Origin of the sequence: Prevotella sp. Sow4_E9_plate, from assembly GCF_052116205.1 — a bacterium.
Taxonomy (GTDB): domain Bacteria; phylum Bacteroidota; class Bacteroidia; order Bacteroidales; family Bacteroidaceae; genus Prevotella.
In genome coordinates this window covers 43114-58076 of sequence record NZ_JBQKLN010000015.1, presented here as the reverse complement: position 1 = coordinate 58076, position 14963 = coordinate 43114, and the positions used below count along the sequence as shown (strand labels likewise).

Annotated in this window: 15 protein-coding genes; 14 read left to right on the top strand and 1 reads right to left on the bottom strand. The window is 47.7% G+C overall.

From position 1 onward, the window contains the following. Positions 1 to 184: 184 nt before the first annotated feature. Genes ACTQ53_RS07905 through rsxA form a run of 7 tightly spaced genes read left to right on the top strand, consistent with a single transcriptional unit; the run spans position 185 to position 5904 of the window. Entirely contained in the window at positions 185 to 598 is a 414-nt protein-coding gene (locus ACTQ53_RS07905; RefSeq protein WP_153121766.1) for a SoxR reducing system RseC family protein, read from the top strand. A 28-nt stretch (positions 599 to 626) separates the two neighbouring features. After that, positions 627 to 1574 (top strand): Fe-S cluster domain-containing protein, encoded by a 948-nt coding sequence (locus ACTQ53_RS07900; protein WP_441932670.1) that lies wholly within the window; start codon positions 627 to 629, stop codon positions 1572 to 1574. A 3-nt stretch (positions 1575 to 1577) separates the two neighbouring features. Further along, the gene (gene rsxC / locus ACTQ53_RS07895) at positions 1578 to 2930 is read left to right on the top strand and encodes an electron transport complex subunit RsxC (RefSeq protein WP_153121764.1); all 1353 of its coding nucleotides are present in this window, start codon (positions 1578 to 1580) and stop codon (positions 2928 to 2930) included. Positions 2931 to 2980: 50 nt separating this feature from the next. After that, positions 2981 to 3982: an RnfABCDGE type electron transport complex subunit D gene (locus tag ACTQ53_RS07890; RefSeq protein ID WP_441932669.1), complete on the top strand. Its 1002-nt coding sequence runs from the start codon at positions 2981 to 2983 to the stop codon at positions 3980 to 3982. Between the two features lie 13 nt (positions 3983 to 3995). Further along, positions 3996 to 4670 (top strand): RnfABCDGE type electron transport complex subunit G, encoded by a 675-nt coding sequence (locus tag ACTQ53_RS07885; RefSeq protein WP_294968274.1) that lies wholly within the window; start codon positions 3996 to 3998, stop codon positions 4668 to 4670. Positions 4671 to 4676: 6 nt separating this feature from the next. Further along, the gene (gene rsxE, locus ACTQ53_RS07880; RefSeq protein ID WP_089542705.1) at positions 4677 to 5261 is read left to right on the top strand and encodes an electron transport complex subunit RsxE; all 585 of its coding nucleotides are present in this window, start codon (positions 4677 to 4679) and stop codon (positions 5259 to 5261) included. A gap of 40 nt (positions 5262 to 5301) precedes the next feature. Continuing rightward, positions 5302 to 5904, top strand: coding sequence for an electron transport complex subunit RsxA (rsxA, locus tag ACTQ53_RS07875; RefSeq protein ID WP_089542704.1), 603 nt, complete (start codon positions 5302 to 5304; stop codon positions 5902 to 5904). A gap of 98 nt (positions 5905 to 6002) precedes the next feature. On the opposite strand, the gene ACTQ53_RS07870 is transcribed toward rsxA, so the two are convergent. Further along, complete coding sequence (locus ACTQ53_RS07870) at positions 6003 to 7994, bottom strand: fructose-1,6-bisphosphatase (RefSeq protein WP_295346711.1); 1992 nt, start codon at positions 7992 to 7994, stop codon at positions 6003 to 6005. 216 nt (positions 7995 to 8210) lie between these two features. On the opposite strand from ACTQ53_RS07870, the gene galE reads away from it, so the two are divergent. From galE to aspS, 7 genes are all read left to right on the top strand, one after another. Next, positions 8211 to 9248 (top strand): UDP-glucose 4-epimerase GalE, encoded by a 1038-nt coding sequence (gene galE, locus ACTQ53_RS07865; RefSeq protein ID WP_295346712.1) that lies wholly within the window; start codon positions 8211 to 8213, stop codon positions 9246 to 9248. A gap of 142 nt (positions 9249 to 9390) precedes the next feature. After that, positions 9391 to 9711 (top strand): T9SS type A sorting domain-containing protein, encoded by a 321-nt coding sequence (locus tag ACTQ53_RS07860; protein WP_441932668.1) that lies wholly within the window; start codon positions 9391 to 9393, stop codon positions 9709 to 9711. Between the two features lie 11 nt (positions 9712 to 9722). Continuing rightward, complete coding sequence (locus ACTQ53_RS07855; protein ID WP_441932667.1) at positions 9723 to 11243, top strand: L,D-transpeptidase family protein; 1521 nt, start codon at positions 9723 to 9725, stop codon at positions 11241 to 11243. Positions 11244 to 11260: 17 nt separating this feature from the next. Next, positions 11261 to 11800, top strand: coding sequence for an RNA polymerase sigma factor (locus ACTQ53_RS07850; protein WP_441932666.1), 540 nt, complete (start codon positions 11261 to 11263; stop codon positions 11798 to 11800). 53 nt (positions 11801 to 11853) lie between these two features. Further along, positions 11854 to 12240 carry a hypothetical protein gene (locus ACTQ53_RS07845; RefSeq protein WP_294968291.1) on the top strand — a complete coding sequence of 129 codons (387 nt, stop codon included), beginning with the start codon at positions 11854 to 11856 and terminating at the stop codon, positions 12238 to 12240. A gap of 52 nt (positions 12241 to 12292) precedes the next feature. After that, the gene (locus tag ACTQ53_RS07840; RefSeq protein ID WP_441932665.1) at positions 12293 to 12736 is read left to right on the top strand and encodes a hypothetical protein; all 444 of its coding nucleotides are present in this window, start codon (positions 12293 to 12295) and stop codon (positions 12734 to 12736) included. 197 nt (positions 12737 to 12933) lie between these two features. After that, the gene (aspS, locus tag ACTQ53_RS07835; protein WP_441932664.1) at positions 12934 to 14691 is read left to right on the top strand and encodes an aspartate--tRNA ligase; all 1758 of its coding nucleotides are present in this window, start codon (positions 12934 to 12936) and stop codon (positions 14689 to 14691) included. Positions 14692 to 14963: the final 272 nt, after the last annotated feature.

Sequence of the window (14963 nt, the reverse complement as noted above, 5' to 3'; positions counted from 1 at the left end):
TTGTTTTTTATCTTTCTATTGCAAAGGTACACAAAAAAATGAAACAAACAAAGAAGTTTGGCAAAAAAAGTAACAAAGAAAACGTTTACGCCCCTTTTAATTAAAAAACCTTCTTAAATTGTTTGTCATTTCTAAAATATTTGCTACCTTTGCAACCAAATAAATTGCTAACTAGACTTTGCAAATGAACAAGATAAAACATACTGGTATCGTAGATGGGGTAGAGGGAGAATGTGTGAAAGTTCGCATCCTCCAGGCTTCTGCCTGCAGCGCCTGCAAAGTGGCTGCCCACTGCAATGCCTCTGAAATGAAAGAAAAAATGGTAGAGATAAGAATGGCTGACGCTGCTTCTTATCAGAAGGGCGATTCTGTTGTCGTGGTGGCTGACGCTTCCGTAGGTTACAGAGCCAGCCTTTACGGTTATCTTTTGCCTCTGGTGACCATGGTGGCAACCTTGATAGCTGTTCTTGCTACTACCCATTCTGAGGGTATGGCTGCCGTTTCGGCGCTGGGAATCCTCGTCCCTTATTATGTTGTGCTCTATCTGATGCGCAACAGGTTAAGAAACCGATTCAGTTTTAAACTCGAACGTTGTTGATTATTAACTAAAACAAATACAAATTATTATGAATTTTATTTTGATTGCGGTCTTAGTACTCGGTGCCATTGCGCTGATTGCAGCGTTGGTGCTCTTCGGAGTATCTAAGAAGTTTGCCGTCGAAGAAGACCCTCGACTGGGACAGGTGGGAGAACTCCTTCCGGGTGCCAACTGTGGTGGTTGCGGTTTTGCCGGATGTTCCGGTATGGCTGCAGCGCTGGTCAAGGGTGCTGATGCAGGTAGCATCGATGGGCTGATGTGTCCTGTAGGTGGTGCCGACGTGATGGGCAAGGTAGCTGATCTCCTGGGTCTGGCTGTGGCTAACACAGAGGCAAAGGTGGCTGTGGTTCGTTGTAATGGCTCTTGCGAGCATCGTCCTCGCATCGCCGAGTATGATGGTTTGCATACTTGTGCTGCTATGAACTCCTGTGGCGCTGGTGAAACCGGCTGTGGATTCGGCTGTCTGGGTTGTGGTGATTGCGTGGCTGCTTGCCAGTTTGGTGCCATCTCTATCAATCCTGAGACGGGTATTCCTGAGGTTGATGAGGAGAAGTGTACGGGTTGTGGTGCGTGCGCCAAGGCTTGTCCACGTTATATCATCGAACTCCGTAAGAAGGGTCCTAAGGGTCGCCGTGTTTACGTTCAGTGCGTGAACCACGACAAGGGAGCTGTGGCTAAGAAGGCTTGTAGTGTTGCTTGCATCGGATGCGGTAAGTGTCAGAAAGTCTGCAAGTTTGATGCTATTACGGTAGAAAACAATGTGGCTTATGTTGACTTCAATAAGTGCCGCATGTGTACCAAGTGTGTTGACGAATGCCCGACAGGTGCTCTCGTAAAAGTTAATTTCCCAGTTAAGAAGGCAAAGCCAGCTGCTGAGGCTGCTCCTGTAGCAGAAGCTCCAGTTGCTGCACCAAAGGCAGAGGCTCCTGTTGCCGCTCCAAAGGTAGAAACTTCAGAAGAAAAGAAGGAGGACTAAATCATGAATTTGAGAACTTTTAGAATTGGTGGAGTTCACCCAGAAGAGAATAAGATTACTGCTGAGATGGCTACTCAGGTGGCTCCTCTCCCTAAGCAGGCTATTTTCCCACTTGGTCAGCACATCGGTGCTCCTGCCAAGCCTGTAGTTGCCAAGGGCGACAAGGTGAAGGTGGGTACACTCATCGCTGAGGCTGGTGGTTTTGTGAGTGCTCCTATTTACAGTTCCGTATCAGGAACCGTGTTCAAGGTAGATACATCTATTGATGCTACCGGTTATCGCAAGCCTTGCATCATTATTAATGTAGAAGGTGATGAGTGGGAGGAGAGTATCGACCGCTCTGATAAACTCGAGACGCTTGAGGCTCATGCTGAGCTGACTCCAGAAGAGATTGTAAACCGTATCAAGGTGGCAGGTGTCACTGGTATGGGTGGTGCCGGTTTCCCTACCTTCATCAAGCTTTGTCCTCCTCCAGGAGCCAAGGCAGAGTGTGTCATCATCAACGGTGTAGAGTGCGAGCCTTATATCACAGCCGACTATCGCCTGATGATGGAGCATGCCGATGAGATTCTCGTTGGCTTGAACCTTCTGATGAAGGCGGCTAAGGTAGAGAAGGGCTACATCGGTATCGAGGACAACAAGCCTGCTGCCATCAAACTCTTCGAGGAAAAGACTGCTAATGACTCCCGTATCGAGATTGTTCCTCTGGCTAAGAAGTACCCTCAGGGAGGTGAGAAGCAGCTGGTGGATGCCGTTATCCGCCGTCAGGTTCCTGCTCCTCCAGCTATCCCAGTCAACGTTGGAGCAATAGTTCAGAATGTAGGTACTGCCTTCGCTGTTTATCAGGCAGTTATGAAGAACAAGCCTCTCTTCGAACGCTATACCACCGTTACCGGTAAGCAGGTGAAGAATCCGGGCAACTTCCTCGTGCGTATGGGAACTCCATTTTCTCAGATGATTGAGAATTGTGGCGGTTTGCCTGAGGGCGACAACAAGGTGTTGGCTGGTGGTCCGATGATGGGTAAGGCTGTAATCAGTCTCGATGTTCCTGTAACCAAGGGCACCAACTCCATCACCGTATTGACCGATGCGGATGCTCATCGCAAGAAGGCTCAGCCATGTATCCGCTGTGCCAAGTGTGTGGATGCCTGCCCAATGGGCCTGGAGCCATACTTGCTTGCTACCCTGAGCGTAGTGAAGGATTATGAACGCCTGGAGGCAGAGGAGGTAACATCCTGCATTGCCTGCGGTTCATGCCAGTTTACCTGTCCATCTCATCGTCCTATCCTCGATAACATCATCAATGGTAAGGCAGCGGTAATGGGCATCATCAGAGCTCGCAACGCCAAGAAGTAAGCGTTCACGTCAAGAATGAATTTCATTTAAGAAAGAATTTAAAAGATAAAATGGGAAAATTAATCGTATCATTATCGCCACATGCCCATGGAAATGAGAGCGTGGAGAAGAACATGTACGGAGTGATCATCGCTCTTGTGCCTGCCATCCTCGCATCTTTCTATTTCTTCGGTCTGGGTTCAGCAGTCGTACTGCTCACCTCTGTGGCAGCCTGCGTCTTCTTTGAGTGGGCAATTACAAAATATCTCCTGAAGGAGGAGACCAGCTTGCTCGATGGTTCTGCCATCATCACCGGTCTTCTGCTCGGCATGAACTTGCCAAGTAACCTTCCTCTCTGGATTATCATCATCGGTGCCCTGTTTGCCATCGGTGTGGGTAAAATGAGTTTCGGTGGTCTGGGTAACAATCCTTTCAATCCTGCTTTGGTAGGCCGTTGCTTCCTGCTCGTCAGTTTCCCTGCACAGATGACATCATGGCCTGTGGCTGGACAGATGCTCAGCTATACCGATGCTACAACTGGTGCTACACCGCTGGCTATCATGAAGACAGCCATCAAGACTGGCGATTCTTCTCTCCTGAATCAGTTGCCTGATTCCCTGAGCCTGCTCTTCGGTGCTACTGGAGATACCTTCGGTGCCGGTACTACCGGTGAGGTTTGTGCATTCGCCCTGTTGCTCGGTTTGGCTTACATGCTCTGGAAGAGGGTCATCACCTGGCATATTCCAGTCAGCATCATCGCTACCGTATTCGTTTTCAGCGGTTTGATGCATTTGGCTAATCCTGTTTATGCCAATCCTCTGGCAGTCATCTTCAGTGGTGGTCTGATGCTCGGTGCCATCTTTATGGCAACCGATTATGTAACATCACCAATGACTCACAAGGGTATGCTCATCTACGGTGTCTGCATCGGTCTTCTCACCGTCATCATCCGTAACTGGGGTAGCTATCCGGAAGGTATGTCGTTCGCCATTCTTATCATGAATGCGTTCACACCTCTTATTAATACATACGTTAAACCAAAGCGCTTCGGTGAGAAGCCTGCTAAGAAATAAGGAGGACTGAGACATGCAGAAATTAGAATCATCATTAAAGAACATGGTTTTGGTGCTCGTAGGCGTAGCGCTCGTTGTGGGTGCTGTGCTGGCATACATCAATCACCTTACATCTGGTCCTATCGCCGAGAAGGCAGCACAGAGTCTGGCTACCGGTATCAAGAGCGTGATGGGTACTGAAGACCTCCAGGTAGCAGAACCTGAAGAGGTGAAGCAGGAGTTTGGCGGCAAGGAGTTTACCTTTATCCTCCACAAGTGCTCTGACAAGAGCGGTAAGGAGTTGGGGGCTGCCGTAGAGAGTACTACCGGCGGTTTCGGTGGCGACTTGAAGGTGCTCGTAGGTTTCGATACCGAGGGCAAGATTATGGGTTACACCATCCTTCAGGCTTCAGAGACTCCGGGTCTGGGTGCCAAGGCAACTACCTGGTTCCAGAAAGACGGAAAGGGTAGCATCATCGGAAAAACTCCAAAGGATGGCGACCTTCACGTAAGCAAGGACGATAAGGGTGGCAATGCAGTAGATGCCATCACCGCATCAACCATTACCAGCCGTGCCTTCCTCAAGGCTATCAATCAGGCGTATGCTGCCTATGCAGGTAAGAATGTAGATGGCGAGAGTGGTGCATCTCAGAAAGCAGATGCTGAGAGCCGTGCATCTAAAGTTGAACATAACGAAAAGAAAGGATAAGCCGATATGAGTAATATGAAAATTTTGATGAACGGACTCATCAAGGAGAACCCTACCTTCGTGTTGCTCCTCGGTATGTGTCCTACCTTGGCAACAACTACCAGTGCCATCAATGGTCTTTCCATGGGATTGGCAACCATGGCAGTATTGGTTTGTACCAACTTTGTGATTTCCTGTATCAAGAAGATTACCCCGGATATGGTTCGCATCCCTGTTTTCATCGTAGTGATTGCAGCCTTCGTAACCATCCTGCAGATGTTGATGAGCGCCTATGCTCCTGACAGCATCAACCAGGCACTGGGTATCTACATCCCATTGATTGTAGTAAACTGTATCATCCTGGGTAGAGCAGAGAGCTTTGCTGCCAAGAACTCACCGATTGCCAGTCTCTTTGATGGTCTCGGCTGCGGTTTGGGTTTCACCCTCGGTTTGACCATCCTGGGTAGTGCCCGTGAGATTCTCGGTGCAGGAAGCGTATTCGGTATCACTCTGTTGCCAGAGACTACCAATATCTTGATGTTTATCCTGCCTCCAGGAGCATTCCTCACATTGGGATACATCATTGCTATATTTAATAAGGTAAAGAAGTAAGCGTAAGCATCGCTTCAATCCATGAAATAGAATAGAAATTATGGAATATTTATTGATATTTATCTCTGCGATATTCGTCAACAACATCGTCTTGTCGCAGTTCCTCGGTATTTGTCCGTTCCTGGGCGTATCGAAGAAAGTTGATACAGCCATCGGTATGGGGGGTGCCATCGCCTTCGTCTTGACCCTGGCAACCATCATTACCTGGTGTGTTCAGAAGTATGTACTCGATCCATTCGGATTGCAATATCTCCAAACCCTGGCGTTCATCCTCGTGATTGCAGCCTTGGTTCAGATGGTAGAGATTATCCTCAAGAAGGTTTCTCCTGCACTTTATCAGGCGCTCGGTATCTTCCTGCCTTTGATTACTACCAACTGTGCTGTGCTGGGTGTAGCCATCCTGGTTATCCAGAAGGACTACAATCTCTTGGAGAGTGTGGTTTATGCCTTCTCTACTGCTCTCGGCTTTGCCCTGGCTCTCATCGTCTTTGCCGGCATTCGTGAGCAGCAGGCTTTGGTCCGCATTCCTAAGGGTATGCAGGGCGTAGCTATCGTGATGGTTACAGCTGCACTCCTCAGTCTAGCCTTCATGGGCTTCTCTGGTGTAGACGGTGGTCTGAAGGCTTTGTTTGGATTGGAATAAAAAAGGCTGAATGAATAAAAAAGCCGATTGAATAAAAAAGAGGCTGGTGTTGTTATCGGTTAACGATGACAGCATCAGCCTCTTATCTTTTCTGGAACTTACATTTTCTTTGTTTCCTTCTCCTTGATATAGCCATGACGGTAAGCATACAGAAGTTCCTTCAGGTCTTCTACCTGTTTACGGAGTTCCTGACCTATATCGGTATCGGCAACCAGCATACGGCGGTTGGACATTTCCACAATCTGGGTGGTACTCTTGATGTCGGTACCTTGCTTGATGGCATCTTCGGTACTGGTAAACGGTTCGTGCTGTACCAGTTGGAAACCGCGGGAATGGTATACCAGCGTGTAGCCGGCGATACCCGTCTCGTTGTGGTATGCCTTGGAGAAACCACCGTCTATCACCATCAGCTTGCCGTTTGCCTTGATAGGATTTTCGCCCTTCAGGGTACGTACCGGCACGTGGCCGTTGATGATGTGGCGGTTAGGTCCGGTAACGCCAAACTCATCCATGATATGGTCTATCACCTCCTCGTTGTCGCGCAGGAGGAAGTAATAACCCTTCTCCTCCTTATGGGTCTCCTTGTCAGCCACGAAATAGCGCTCAAATGTAGCCATCTTGCTCTTGTCAAAGAGCGGACTGTCCGGACCGCACCATAGATACAGGAAGTAGTCGATGGCATATTCCTTCTCGGCTGGGTCGCTGTCCTGCTGGAAGGCGGTACGAATCTGCATGCCGGTATAGTGCATCAGGTCGCGACCGCTGTATTTATGACCCGGATAGATTTCTACCTCTTTCAGAGAACCGTCGGCATTGAGCGGACAGGAAGCATGGAAAAGCAGGTTGTTGTTGAAGATGGCATACATGCAGCCATGCTGCAACATCACCCGGATATGCTTATGCAGCTTTTCGCAGACTTTGAAAGAGTGGTGCAGTTTCTGCATCAGTATCGTTTCTTCTTCAGAGAGACGGTTTGGGTATTTCGGGTCGATGGTAGGGAAGTTGCAGGAACTCATCTCGTATTCCTTGCCATCGATTTCTACCGTACCCTTTTCATAATTGATGTGTTCGAAGAGGCGTCTGCCGTCCATCTTCCATTCCGGATGCTTCTCGATGAGCTGACCCTCTATCTTGAACTGGATGACGGCTATCGCCTTATGCATCTGTGCCGTAAGTCGGGTAGTCTTGTCGTCAAGACTGGCAGCGCCACCGCTCAGCTTAGGCAGGAACTCGGTGCAAGAATCATCATTGTAGGTCTCCATGGCGAAGGTGGCAAGCGGAATGAGGTTAATGCCGTAGCCTTCCTCCAGGGTAGAGAGATTGGCATAGCGCAGGGAGAGGCGGATGACATTGCAGATGCAGGCATCATTGCCCGCAGCAGCACCCATCCACAATACATCGTGGTTGCCCCACTGGATGTCCCAGCTGTGGTAGCGGCGCATCTTGTCGAGGATGATATGCGCACCCGGACCACGGTCGTAGATATCGCCCAGGATATGCAGCTGGTCGATGGCAAGGCGCTGGATGACGTTGGCGATGGCAATGATGAAATCATCGGCACGGCCGGTAGAGATGATGGTATCTACGATGACATTGACGTATGCCGTCTTGTCATGATCTTCGGTATGCTCGTGGAGCAGTTCCTGGATGATATAGGAAAAATCGCAAGGCAGCGACTTGCGCACCTTGGAACGGGTATACTTGCTGGAAACATCACGGCATACAGCCACCAGGCGGTGGAGCGTGATGTGATACCAGTCATCAATATCCTTCTCGTTGATCTTGACGAGTTCGAGTTTCTGCTCCGGGTAATAGATGAGCGAGCAGAGGTCACGTTTCTCCTGTTCGCGCAGGGTAGTGCCGAAGAGTTCGTTCACCTTACGCTTGATGTTACCCGATGCGTTTTTCAATACATGCAGAAAAGCCTCGTACTCACCGTGGATGTCGGCAAGGAAATGCTCAGTGCCCTTAGGCAGGTTGAGGATAGCCTTGAGATTGATGATCTCAGTGCTGGCTTCTGCTATCGTAGGAAACGATTGCGACAGCAGTTGCAAGTATCTTATGTCTTTTTCAATATCGTACTGTTTCATAATAATTTTGTTTTCTATGAATGTTAAATTCAAAAGATTTCTTCCGCTGATCATTCTGATTCAGTTGCAAAGTTACGTTGAATTCTTGAAAATAAAGAATAAGTAAGCATATTTTTTCAGAATTATTTTGTAGTTTCACTTTTTTGCAGTACTTTTGCAACCATCTAAGCGATAAACGCTAGACACTATCAATTATTCAATCAAAGACTAAGAAGTATGAAACAGACAATTTTGGTAACTGGCGGTACAGGTTTTATCGGTAGTCATACCACAGTAGAATTACAGCAGGCAGGTTACAATGTAGTCATTGTAGACGATCTCTCCAACTCAAAGATTGAGGTTCTCGACGGTATCGAGAAGATCACAGGTATTCGTCCTGCTTTCGAGAAAGTAGACTTGCGTGACAAGGAAGCAACAGAGGCTATTTTCCAGAAGTATCCTGAAATCCAGGGTATCATCCATTTCGCTGCCAGCAAGGCAGTAGGCGAGAGCGTTCAGAAACCTCTGATGTATTATCGTAACAATGTAGTATCGCTCATCAACCTGCTTGAGTTGATGCCAAAATATAATGTCAAGGGTATCATCTTCTCTTCTTCTTGCACCGTTTACGGTCAGCCAAAGCCAGAGAACCTTCCTGTTACTGAGGAGGCTCCTCACCAGAAGGCTACCTCTCCTTACGGTAATACTAAGGAAATCAACGAGCAGATCATTGCCGACTATATCCACAGCGGTGCCAACATCAAGAGCATCGTGCTGAGATACTTCAACCCAATCGGTGCACACCCATCTGCAGAAATCGGTGAGTTGCCTAACGGCGTGCCAAACAACCTGATTCCTTACGTTACTCAGACCGCTATGGGCATCCGCAAGGAGTTGACCATCTTCGGTAACGACTATGATACTCCAGACGGAACCTGCATCCGCGACTATATCTATGTAGTAGACCTTGCCAAGGCTCACGTTTGCGCTATGGCTCGTGTACTTGACAAGGAGACAGAGCCTATCGAGTACTTCAACATTGGTACAGGCAACGGTAATTCAACCCTCGAAATCGTAGAGACCTTCGAGAAGGCTACCGGTGTGAAGCTGAACTGGAAGTATGGTCCTCGCCGTGAGGGTGATATCGAGAAGATCTGGGGCGACTGCACCAAGGCAAACAAGGTATTGGGCTGGAAGGCAGAAGCTAATCTTTCTGACGTCCTGGCTTCTGCATGGAAGTGGCAGCAGAAACTCCGTGAAGACGGTATCATGTAATCATGATGAAATCATATTGCCTGTTAGGTTAAAAATATAAAAATAATAGGAACTTTACCAGCTATATGTTGGAAGGTTTCTATTTTTTGTATACCTTTGCAGAAAGAATTTTACGTAAAATCATTATATAAGGAATCACAATATGAAGAAAACTATACATTCTATGATAACATTGGCTGCAATGATGATGGCAGCACCTACCCAGGTGCTGGCAGAAACCAGTGCTGTGGAAATGATAGACCTGGAAGCACAGGACATTGCCGTAAGCTATACCAATGGCGTGATGCATATCACGGGTGCCAACGGGCTGGTAGTTAAGGTTTATAACCTGGCTGGCATCGTTGTCAAATCCTTTATGGTAGAAGGTCAGGACAAGCGCATCTCCATGCCTTTGTCGGATGGTATCTATATTATTAAGGTAGGTCCATCGTTTACACGTAAAATTACAGTCAATCGTAGGTAAAAGTGAAGTTATTGAGATTTTTACCCCTGTTGCTCGGTTTGATGATGATGGGGTGTAAGGATTCGCAACCCAATAGCAACAGGCTGTTGACGTTAGAATACTATCAGGATTTTAACGAGAAGGCGTATGCTGTCAATTCTAAAGTGATTCGAGGATTGATGGATAGCCTCATGCAGCAGGATAAAGACCGTCTTGTTGCCGACCTCCATACTCGGAAATATTATCAGCACCGTGGCGGCTTCCTGTGGATTGACCGTCATGGTATAGATCATCGTGCCGATTCGCTGCTCTCGTTTCTGAAAACTGTAGATGAATTCGGATTCAATAAGCGACGCTTTTTTGTGGATGAGATTACGGAAGACATCGAACGGCTCAGAACCCTGCACCTGGACAGACAGCAGAACCAGGTGAACAGGGTGATGGCTAGATTGGAGTACCGGCTTACCAAATCGTATCTGAGATACGTTGCCGGTCAGCGCTTTGGTTATATGAATCCCAACTTCGTGCTGAACCGCCTGGATACGGTGGCTCCTAATCCCTATGATACAATCAAGCTACCTGTAAGATTCAGAGGGCTCTTTGATGTGAAGATGGAACATCCTGATGATTCGTTCTTTGCCCAGGCGATGGAAAGAATCGGTATGGGAACAGATTCGCTTACCGCATTCCTGAAATCAGTACAGCCGGAAAATCCGTTCTACCGCGTATTCAAGGAAAAACTGAACAGGGGAGGACTTTCCAAAGGAGAGCGTGACCGGGTGCTGGTGAATATGGAAAGGAGCAGATGGAGACAGAAGGACAATATCTGGAACCATCAGAAATATGTTGTGGTCAATATCCCGGCTTACCAGCTGATGGCGGTAGACGGGCAGGATACGCTCACCATGCGTATCGGCTGCGGATCGCTCAAGACCAAGACCCCATTGCTCAACAGCCATATCAAGAGAATGGATATCAATCCGAAATGGTTTGTGCCACGCAGCATCATTCTTCACGATATGGCCCGCCATGCCGGAAACCCAGGCTATTTCCTGGCACGTAACTACTATGTGAGGGATGTGAAGACCGGCGAGGAGGTGGATCTGCATCGAGTGACGAGAGCCATGCTGGTTTCTGGTGCCTATGGAGTGGTGCAGCGCGGAGGAAAGGGCAATGCCCTGGGACGCATCATCTTCCGATTCGACAACAACTTCTCGGTCTATCTGCATGATACCAGCAGCAGGGGAGTCTTTGAAAGAGAGGAAAGGGGAGTATCGCATGGATGTATCAGAATAGAGAAGCCTTACGATTTTGCAGTATTCCTCCTGGCAGAAAAGAACCGGAAGCTGATGGACAAGATACAATATTCGATGACAGACGACTCGCTGAGCAACCGCAAGATGGTGGTGAATGGCGTGAAGGTGAAACCGGAGGTGCCTCTCTTCATCACCTACTATACGCTCTATCCGCTGGCAGGTGGACGCACCAGGGAATATCCCGACGTGTACGGATATGACAAGGTGATATGGGAGCATCTGAAGAAATATTTATAAGAAAATAAATCTTAATTATGATCAAAGATAAAGAACTTTTGGAAATGTTGAGCGATCCGAAGACGCAACGGGCAGGATTCGCTGTGCTGGTGAGTCAGTACAGCGAGACGTTGTATTGGAAGATTCGCAACATCGTACTCAATCATGACGATGCCGATGACATTTTACAGAATGTCTTTATCAAGGCATGGACCAATCTGGCAACCTTTCAGGGTAAGTCATCCCTGTCCACCTGGCTTTACCGCATCGCCATCAACGAATCCCTGGATTTCCTCAGAAAGAAGAAGCAGTCCACGCAGGTGAGTGCGGATGATGAACCCGGCATCGCTTCACGCTTGCTTGCCGATGAATATTTCGACGGGGATGAGATCCAGGTACATCTGCAGGAAGCCGTAGCCCTGTTGCCCGATGTGCAGCGCACGGTGTTCACCCTGAAGTATTTCGACAACATGAAATATTCTGAGATAAGCAAGATCCTCTCTACCAGCGAAGGCGCCTTGAAGGCATCTTACCATCTGGCAGTGAAGAAAATAACAGAATTCTTGCAGAAATATTAAACCTTTTGAGGTTGAATCCGTCAATAATAAAAAAGAAGGAAAGGTAGTAGTATATGACAAGAGAAGAAAACATATTGAAAGAACGTTTTGGCAAGGAGAATCCCTTCAAGGTTCCTGATGGTTACTTCGATCATCTCACCGAGAGAATCATGGAGAATTTGCCGGAACAGGAGATTCGTGTCATCGACATACGCAGCCGTCAGACGCTCTGGCAGAAGTTGCCATTGCGCAAGATAGCTGCTGCCGTTGCTGTCGTGGCGCTGCTGGGCGGCGGCTCGTTCTGGGCTTGGCAGCATGAAGGCAACAGCAAGGTGGTGGCTCATGTGAAGCAGCATGAACAGAAAACTGTGGCCAGTGAGGAAGCCGCTTTCAATGAGATGGCAGACTATGCGATGATAGACAATGAGACTATCTATGCATCATTGATGACAGAGAACTAAGATAGTAACGTTTTGGTTACGGAATCAGATGAAATAAACAATAATTAAAGATATGAAATGGAATTTCCAACATAGAATCATCATTTTGATGGTCATGCTGCTGATGGGCATCACTGGCATTCAGGCTCAGCATGGCAGAAAGCATGCTGCATTCGACCCTAAGAAGTTTCAGGCGGAACTGGAGCAGTATATCACAACCAATGCTGCCCTGACGCCTGGAGAGGCTGCCAGATTCTTCCCCATGTATCGGCAGATGGGCAAGAAGATGCGTATGCTTTTCGATGAGATGCGCCGGTACAGACACATCAATCCTAAGGACAACGAGGCGTGCGAAGCGGCTATTCGCCGACAGGATGAGATAGACATCCAGCTGAAACAGCTGCAGCAGGAATATCATGCAAGATTCATGACCGTGCTGCCTGCCTATAAGGTGCTCAGCGTTATCAAGGCAGAGGAGAAATTCCACAGACAGGCATTCCGCAGGATGCACAAATAATATTTCGTCTTGGATAGAAATAAGATTCCTGCAAGATGCACAAATGGGCAGGAATGATGCAAATTGATAGTTGGTTTATAATAGAATAAGGTCGCGAAGGTATTATTTTATAATATTTTCGCGTTTTTTTTTTGTTTTCTCCTCTTTTTGTCGTAACTTTGCACATTGTAGTAAATAAATATATATAATATAAAGGTATGTACAGAAGTAATACTTGTGGAGAGCTTCGTCTCTCTGATGCAGGCAAAGAGGTAACTCTTGCCGGATGGGTACAGCGCACAAGAAAGATGGGTGGTATGACATTCGTTGACTTGCGCGACCGTTATGGTATCACACAGTTGGTCTTCAATGAGGCCGATAACAAGGACTTGTGCGATGCAGCTAACAAGCTGGGTCGTGAATACTGCATCCAGATTAAGGGTACAGTAAGCGAGCGACAGAGCAAGAATCCTAAGATGGATACCGGTGATATTGAAATCCTGGTGAAGGAACTTAACGTGCTCTCTAAGAGCCAGACTCCTCCTTTCACTATCGAAGATAATACTGATGGTGGTGATGATATCCGTATGAAGTATCGTTACCTCGACTTGCGTCGCCCTGCCGTACGCAAGAACCTGGAGTTGCGCCACCGTATGTGCATCCTCATCCGTAACTTCCTCGACAGCCAGAACTTTATGGAGGTTGAGACTCCTATCCTCATCGGTAGTACTCCAGAGGGTGCCCGCGACTTCGTGGTTCCTTCCCGTATGAACCCAGGACAGTTCTATGCACTTCCTCAGAGCCCTCAGACCCTGAAGCAGCTTCTGATGGTAGCAGGTTTCGACCGCTACTTCCAGATTGCCAAGTGCTTCCGTGATGAGGACCTCCGTGCTGACCGTCAGCCAGAGTTTACACAGATTGACTGCGAGATGAGTTTCGTAGACCAGGATGATGTCATCAATCTTTTCGAAGAGATGGCACGCCACCTGTTTAAGGAAATCCGTGGCGTAGAATTGCCTAAGCTGGAGCAGATGACATGGCATGATGCTATGCGCCGCTTCGGTAGCGACAAGCCAGACTTGCGCTTCGGCATGGAGTTTGTAGAACTCAAGGAAGCTTTCAAGGGCAAGGGAATCTTCGCCGTATTTGATGAGGCTAAGTATATCGGTGGTATCTGCGTTCCTGGATGCGCTGACTATAGCCGCAAGCAGCTTAATGAACTGACCGATTTCGTGAAGCGTCCACAGGTAGGTGCCAAGGGATTGGTTTACATCAAGTATAATGCTGATGGTACTATCAAGAGTAGCATCGATAAGTTCTATACTCCAGAGGAATTGGCTGAGATCAAGACCGTGATGGGTGCCAAGGATGGCGACCTGGTATTGATCCTGAGTGGCGACAATGCCAACAAGACCCGTATCCAGCTCTGCTCTCTGCGTCTTGAAATGGGTGAGCGTCTTGGTTTGCGCGACAAGAACGTATTCAAGTGTCTCTGGATTATTGACTTCCCTCTCTTCGAGTGGAGCGACGAGGAGCAGCGCCTGATGGCTACCCATCATCCATTCACCATGCCAAATCCAGACGATATCCCATTGCTCGATGAGCATCCAGAGCAGGTTCGTGCCAAGGCATACGACTTTGTCTGCAACGGTATCGAAGTGGGTGGAGGTTCTCTCCGTATCCACGACACCCAGTTGCAGGAGAAGATGTTCGAGGTTCTCGGCTTTACACCAGAGCGTGCTGAGGCTCAGTTCGGCTTCCTGATGAATGCCTTCAAGTATGGAGCACCACCTCACGCAGGTCTTGCTTTCGGTCTCGACCGCTTCGTCAGCATCTTGGCAGGTCTCGACAGCATTCGCGACTGTATCGCATTCCCTAAGAACAATTCAGGCCGCGATGTGATGCTTGATGCACCATCAGAGTTGGATCCAAAGCAGCTCGATGAGTTGGAAATCAAGTTAGACTTAAAGGATTAATATTTTAGCTAAATCGCTGAATATAAGCAAAAAAGCGTAGCATTATCTTGATGTAAGTCAAGAAATGCTGCGCTTTTATTTATTATACGTCATTTTTTTCAATAAAAAGTTGATAATCTGAAAAAAATGTTATAAATTTGCAGTACAAAATAAAAGATAACGCTGAAAGGTGTTAAAAAATGACTAAAGCAAGGGCATCATCAGATGCTTCCTTCAAAAGGAAGTGAAGCATCAAGTGGTGCTTATATAGAGACTATAATTATTTTACTAAA

Coding starts and splice junctions, on each gene's coding strand:
- ACTQ53_RS07905 (WP_153121766.1), top strand. CDS start 185: ATGAACAAGATAAAACATACTGGTATCGTAGATGGGGTAGAGGGAGAA.
- ACTQ53_RS07900 (WP_441932670.1), top strand. CDS start 627: ATGAATTTTATTTTGATTGCGGTCTTAGTACTCGGTGCCATTGCGCTG.
- rsxC (WP_153121764.1), top strand. CDS start 1,578: ATGAATTTGAGAACTTTTAGAATTGGTGGAGTTCACCCAGAAGAGAAT.
- ACTQ53_RS07890 (WP_441932669.1), top strand. CDS start 2,981: ATGGGAAAATTAATCGTATCATTATCGCCACATGCCCATGGAAATGAG.
- ACTQ53_RS07885 (WP_294968274.1), top strand. CDS start 3,996: ATGCAGAAATTAGAATCATCATTAAAGAACATGGTTTTGGTGCTCGTA.
- rsxE (WP_089542705.1), top strand. CDS start 4,677: ATGAGTAATATGAAAATTTTGATGAACGGACTCATCAAGGAGAACCCT.
- rsxA (WP_089542704.1), top strand. CDS start 5,302: ATGGAATATTTATTGATATTTATCTCTGCGATATTCGTCAACAACATC.
- ACTQ53_RS07870 (WP_295346711.1), bottom strand. CDS start 7,994: ATGAAACAGTACGATATTGAAAAAGACATAAGATACTTGCAACTGCTG.
- galE (WP_295346712.1), top strand. CDS start 8,211: ATGAAACAGACAATTTTGGTAACTGGCGGTACAGGTTTTATCGGTAGT.
- ACTQ53_RS07860 (WP_441932668.1), top strand. CDS start 9,391: ATGAAGAAAACTATACATTCTATGATAACATTGGCTGCAATGATGATG.
- ACTQ53_RS07850 (WP_441932666.1), top strand. CDS start 11,261: ATGATCAAAGATAAAGAACTTTTGGAAATGTTGAGCGATCCGAAGACG.
- ACTQ53_RS07845 (WP_294968291.1), top strand. CDS start 11,854: ATGACAAGAGAAGAAAACATATTGAAAGAACGTTTTGGCAAGGAGAAT.
- ACTQ53_RS07840 (WP_441932665.1), top strand. CDS start 12,293: ATGAAATGGAATTTCCAACATAGAATCATCATTTTGATGGTCATGCTG.
- aspS (WP_441932664.1), top strand. CDS start 12,934: ATGTACAGAAGTAATACTTGTGGAGAGCTTCGTCTCTCTGATGCAGGC.